The following is a 4,134-nucleotide window of genomic DNA, read 5'->3' as shown; positions in this document are numbered from 1 at the left end:
GGCCTTCATCCGCAGGCAGCTCTCGATGCCCCTAGATGGCAGTGGTAAAGGGCAAGACGGTGACGGTCGAGCCTCACTTTCCGATGCATATGGTCAGACGTCTCCAGCGTATGGGACATGACGTTCAGGTTGCACACGACTTCGGCTCGTTTGGGCGGGGGCAGGTCATCTGGAGAGATCCGGATACTGGGGTGCTGTGCGGAGGAACCGACCCCCGGACCGACGGGGGCGTTGCCGTCTGGTAAAAGCATTTCAGCATTTAGTTCGGCCGACCTCGGACCATATAGAAAGGGATACGAAGCTCGCCAATCTGGATGTTGGCGGGCTTTTTCCTTTTGATCGTATTGCTTCGCCATGGCGTTCAGGCTTGGCTCGAACCTGGAGCAATATTATGCAATCCTTGCGGTGAACCATCGGTTACCTTTATAGAGAAACCAAGAAGGAGGTGACGGCATGCCGGACGAAATTCGAACCGTTTATTATGACGTCAGCCTGCAGGTCGAGGCATACCGATTTGTGGGTGTCAAACAGAAATTCCCCCCTCATTTTCACGACTATTACGTGATCGGATTTATAGAAGGCGGGCAGCGCTATTTGGAATGCCGGCAGCGGGAATATATTATCAATCCTGGCGATATCATCATTTTCAATCCGCGTGATGTTCATGCCTGCGAGCAAGTGGACGGCCGTGCCTTGGATTACCGCTGCATAAATATCCAGTCTCAGCGGATGATGGAAATCGCGCAGGAAATTACGGGCCGAAGCTATTTGCCGGCGTTTGCGCAAACCGTTCTGTTCCAGAGCGAGCTTGCTTCTTCGCTGAGGGAGCTTCATGCCATAGTCTGTGAGGGAGAGTCTGATTTTATCAAGGAAGAACAGTTCTTTTTGCTGATGGGACAGCTGATTCATGAATATACGGATGTCTCGGCCTGCGAGGCTTATGAGGGGGGAACGGGCTTTCAGGACGTGTGTGATTACATGGAGACGAACTTCGCAGGGGCTATTTCACTGGATGACTTAAGCGCTTTGGCAGGGCTCAGCAAGTACCACTTTTTACGCTCATTTACCCGGGAACGGGGCATATCGCCATACAGTTACCTGGAGACGGTTGCTGGAACAGGGAACGCCTCCGGCTGATACGGCACTGCTGACCGGGTTCAGCGATCAAAGCCATTTCAGCAACTTTTTCAAGCGGTTTATCGGGCTAACGCCGCGCCAGTATATGCGAATTTTCGGGAATGAACGGCAGATGGAGCCTGTCCTGCCAACTAAGGGGGCCAAAGGCGTATGAAGCTGTCTGAAAGCCGGAACGCTGGCCATATGACCGCTTTATTGACGATTCTGATTTGGGGGACGACGTTCATATCGACCAAAGTGCTTCTGGACGATTTTGAACCCTTCGACATTTTGCTGCTGCGTTTCGCAATCGGATATGTGGCACTGCTCGCCGTTCATCCCCGAATGATTCCATTCCGGCGGATCCGGGAAGAGCTGCTGTTTGCGGGGGCGGGCCTTTGCGGGGTAACCTTGTATTTTTTGCTGGAAAATGTGGCGTTAACCTATACGCTAGCCTCCAACGTCGGCATCATCGTTTCAGTTGCCCCTTTTGTCACCGCTGTAACGTCCAGGCTTATCTTAAAAGAAGGGAGGCTGGATGGGCTGTTTTTCGTGGGCTTCGTGGTGGCCATGAGCGGAGTGGTCCTGCTGACGCTGCAAGGAAGCACTGTGCTGAAGCTGAATCCGATCGGGGACTCCCTGGCAGCACTGGCATGCGTGTTTTGGGGAATCTATTCGATCCTCACGCGCAAAATAAGCCGGCTGGGGTATCACACCATTGATTGTACGCGGCGGATCTTTTTCTATGGGCTTTTGTTTATGCTTCCGGTATTGCTTACTGAGGGTCTGCCCGGTAACCTCGAGCGTTTGTCCGATGGCACCAATATAGCCAATCTGCTGTTTCTTGGGCTGGGCGCATCCGCGGTATGCTTTGTCACCTGGAACTGGAGCGTTGGTGTACTTGGGCCCGTGCAGACCAGTGTATATATTTATCTCGTGCCGGTCATCACCGTGGCAGCGGCGGCCTTGATCCTCCACGAGGAGATCACAGCGGCTGCGGTCTGGGGCGCGTTGTTAACCGTCGCCGGACTGGTTCTTTCCGAACGAAGGGGGATACAAACGAAAGGCAGATTGGACAAAGAAGCATCGAACTAGTCACTCTAAAACAGATTACTTAAAAAATGAATTGCCAACTCCAAAGTGTCATGCTATATTGATAATGATTCTCAATATCAAATACATAGGGTGGATTCATTTGTTTAAATTTATAAGACCATACACACTGATGGTCTGTGTGTTGGGAATAACTCTGCTGCTGGCGGCCTGCGGCGGGAACGGATCTAATGGAGGGTCAGGGACGTCGGGAAGCGGAGGAGAGGCCGCTGGAACTGCTTCAGCAGGATCATCGTCCGACACGTCTTCATCCCAAGCCGGGGGGAATGAGTCCTCCGGAACGGGTAAAACGGTTACGTTCCATGCGGGTAACGGCGATGTCCAGGTACCCGAGCATCCGCAGCGGATCGTCGATTTGACGAATTTCTATACAGGCTACTTCCTGGCGTTAGGCGTCAAGCCGGTCGGCGTGTTGGAAGGCGCCATGGAGAATCCGTATTTCGAGGGCATGCTGGACGGCATCGAAAGCGTCGGCAGCGAGCCATCGCCCGAGAAAATTTTGTCGCTGAAACCGGATCTGATCATCACCTATACCGGGACGGACGGAATCGATCAGCTGGAGCAGATTGCCCCGGTTGTCGCTATTGAATACGGTAAAAAGAATTACAAGGATCAGATGCTCGACTTCGGAAAACTGACCGGTAAAGAAGCAGAAGCGAAGGCTTGGGTCGAGCAATGGGAAAACAAGATCAATGAACTGAAGCCCAAGATTCAGGAAGTGGTAGGCAGCAAAACGGTATCCATCCTGAACCCTTATGCCAAAGGGCTGTACGTGTTTGGACATAACTTCGGCCGCGGCGGAGAAATCATATATGACGAATTCGGCTTGAAGGCGCCGCCGGAAGCACAGAAGGAAGCGATTGACAGCGGGACCGGCTGGGCTACCATCTCTATGGAGAAGCTCCCGGAATTCGCCGGAGATATCATTTTCACTTGTCCGTGGTCAGGAGACACAAGCGACCCGAATATCGTCTATGACAACCCGGTATGGAAAAGCTTGCCCGCGGTTAAAGCAGGTCATGTATTTCAGTTGAATCCGAAGGCGGACACGTACAACGATCCGGTATCATTGGAAGCTCAGCTGAAGTTCATATCGGACAGTCTGCTGTCCGTTAAATAAAGTATGGATAAAGCTCTGCAGCTGCGGGTAAACAAGCCGCCTGTGGAGCTTATTTTTGTTAGAACAAGAGCGGTCGTTATAGCTTGCGGCTATAACTAGATATAGTTATTTCCAGTTATACGGCAGAAGACGTCACGTGTTATCTTTTTGGTAACAATTTGCAAAGGGGTAACGAAGATGGCATACAGCAGCAGTTTGGGATATCCGCGCATCGGCGCAAACCGGGAATGGAAGAAGGTGCTGGAGGCGTTTTGGTCCGGTAAAATCGAAGAATCGGAGCTGCACGCGCAGCTGCAGGACATTCGTTTGAATCATCTGAGCAAACAGCGGGACAAAGGAATCGATCTGATCCCGGTCAACGATTTCAGCTATTATGATCATGTGTTGGACACGGCAGCTATGTTCGGAATTATTCCGGATCGTTTTGAATACAACGGCGGGCCCGTTCCCGTATCCGTCTACTTCGCGATGGCGAGAGGAAACAAAGACGCCACCGCCTGCGAAATGACCAAATGGTTCAATACGAACTACCATTACATCGTGCCGGAACTGGGCGGCATCACGCCGATCCTTACCGAGAACAAACCGCTTGCGGCTTACCGTGAAGCCAAGGACAAGCTTGGCATCGAAGGAAAACCGGTCATCGTCGGACCGCTCACTTTCCTGAAGCTGTCCAAAGGGTATACCGCATCGGAAACGGATGCCTGGCTTGATCGGCTGCTGCCGCTGTACGCGCAGGTCCTGAAGGAGCTGGAGCAGGAAGGCGTCAACTGGGTGCAGGTGGA

2 protein-coding genes and 3 pseudogenes are annotated in these 4,134 nt (G+C 52.3%); all 5 read left to right on the top strand.

Features of this window, described 5'->3' with window-relative positions; genetic code table 11:
* Nucleotides 1-245 (top strand): annotated as a pseudogene (locus CPT76_RS12675) (gamma-glutamyltransferase); the annotation flags it as partial.
* Between the two features lie 208 nt (nt 246-453).
* Nucleotides 454-1,291: pseudogene (locus CPT76_RS12670) on the top strand (AraC family ligand binding domain-containing protein).
* Nucleotides 1,288-2,211, top strand: a complete 924-nt coding sequence (locus CPT76_RS12665) for a DMT family transporter (protein ID WP_105443178.1) — start codon at nt 1,288-1,290, stop codon at nt 2,209-2,211. The pseudogene CPT76_RS12670 and the gene CPT76_RS12665 overlap by 4 nt, the downstream one beginning before the upstream one ends.
* 100 nt (nt 2,212-2,311) lie before the next feature.
* A complete protein-coding gene (locus CPT76_RS12660; RefSeq protein ID WP_258168363.1) occupies nt 2,312-3,349 on the top strand; it encodes an iron-hydroxamate ABC transporter substrate-binding protein in 1,038 nt (345 codons plus the stop codon).
* Between the two features lie 177 nt (nt 3,350-3,526).
* Nucleotides 3,527-4,134: pseudogene (locus CPT76_RS39580) on the top strand (5-methyltetrahydropteroyltriglutamate--homocysteine S-methyltransferase); the annotation flags it as partial.

Origin of the sequence: Paenibacillus sp. AR247, assembly GCF_002968895.1 — a bacterium.
Taxonomy (GTDB): Bacteria; Bacillota; Bacilli; order Paenibacillales; family Paenibacillaceae; genus Paenibacillus_AQ; species Paenibacillus_AQ favisporus.
This window is presented reverse-complemented; position numbering and strand designations above follow the sequence as displayed.

Coding starts and splice junctions, on each gene's coding strand:
- CPT76_RS12665 (WP_105443178.1), top strand. CDS start 1,288: ATGAAGCTGTCTGAAAGCCGGAACGCTGGCCATATGACCGCTTTATTG.